Annotated in this window: 1 protein-coding gene; it reads right to left on the bottom strand. The window is 67.4% G+C overall.

Translation table 11 applies throughout. The features are described 5' to 3' along the window. Positions 1 to 1,640, bottom strand: a 1,640-nt coding sequence (locus tag ACFR9S_RS02315; protein ID WP_379817980.1) for a DNA gyrase subunit A, incomplete at both ends; no start/stop codon positions are given.

The raw sequence follows: 1,640 nt of genomic DNA, 5'->3' as shown, positions 1-1,640 counted from the left end.
ATGCCGGCGACGGCGGCGACCTCGTCGTCGACCTCGAGGTCGACCCCGCGGACGCCGCGGGCGGTCCGACCCATCGCGCGGGCCTCCGTCTCGTCGAAGCGGATCGACATCCCCTCGCGGGTGGCGATCACGACGTCCTGCGAGCCGTCCGTGACCTCCACGTCGGCGAGCGCGTCGCCGTCCTCGAGGTTGATCGCGCGGATCCCCGTCGAGAGGATGTTCTGGAACTCCGAGACGCCGCTGCGCTTGATGTAGCCGCCGCGGGTCACCATCGTGAGGAACTGCTGTTCCTCCTCGTCGCCCTCGGTGTCGATGTCGTCGGTGTTGACGACGGCCTCGATCTGCTCGTCGTCGCTCAGATCGAGCAGGTTCACCGCGGACTTTCCGCGGGCGGTCCGGGACATCTCCGGCACCTCGTACGTCTTCAGCTTGTACACCTGCCCGTGGTTGGTGAAACAGAGCAGGTAGTCGTGGCTGTTGGCCACGAACACGGAGGCGACGGAGTCGCCCTCCTTCAGCCCGGTGCCGATGATCCCTTTCCCGCCGCGGTTCTGGGCGCGGAACTCCTCCAGTTCCATCCGCTTGATGTAGTCGTCCTCGGTCATCACGACGACCTGCTCGGACTCGGGGATCAGGTCCTCGTGGGTGACCGTGCCGGTGTCCTCGATGAACCCGGTGCGGCGCTCGTCGCCGTACTCCTCGGCGACGGCCTCGAGCTCGTCGACGATCACCGAGTCGAGCTCCTCGTCGCTGGCGAGGATGGTCTCGAGGCGATCGATCGTCGCCTGCACGTCCTCGTACTCCTCCTCGATCGAGGTGCGCTCCATCGAGGTGAGCGAGCCGAGCTGCATCCGGACGACGTGGGCGGCCTGCTCCTCGCTGAACCCCCACTCCTCCTGCAGCATCGCCTTGGCGGCGTCGCGGTCCTCGCTGTTCTGGATCGCCTCGACCACGTCCTCGGCGTTCTCCAGCGCCTTCAGCCGGCCTTCGAGGATGTGGGCGCGGTCCTCGGCTTCGGCGAGGTCGTACTGGCTGCGCCGACGCACGACCTCGCGGCGGTGCTTGATGTACTCCTGGAGGGTCTCCTTCAGCGTGAGCACCTTCGGCTGGCCGTCGACCAGCGCGAGGTTGATCACGCCGAACGTCGTTTCGAGGTGGGACTCGAGCAGCTGGTTCTTGACGACCTCCGCCATCGCGTCGCGCTTGAGTTCGATCACGATGCGGATGCCGTCGCGGTCGGACTCGTCGCGCAGGTCGCGGATCCCCTCGATCTTCCCCTCGTTCACGTCGTCGGCGATCCGCTCGATCAGGCGGGCCTTGTTCTCCTGGAACGGGAGTTCGGTGACGACGATGCGGCCCTCCTCCTCGTCGACGTCGAACTTCGCGCGGATGCGGACCCGGCCGCGACCGGTCTTGTACGCCTGGTGGACGCCGTTCCGGCCGACGATGTTCGCGCCCGTCGGGAAGTCCGGCCCCTCGACGTGCTCCATCAGGTCCTCGACGGTCGCCTCGGGGTTCTCGATCAGCTCGATCGTAGCGTCGACGACCTCCCGGAGGTTGTGCGGCGGGACGTTCGTCGACATGCCGACCGCGATCCCCGAGCTACCGTTGACGAGCAGGTTCGGGAACGCCGCGGGCAG

This window comes from Halolamina salina (assembly GCF_042678005.1).
Classification (GTDB): domain Archaea; phylum Halobacteriota; class Halobacteria; order Halobacteriales; family Haloferacaceae; genus Halolamina; species Halolamina salina.
This window is presented reverse-complemented; position numbering and strand designations above follow the sequence as displayed.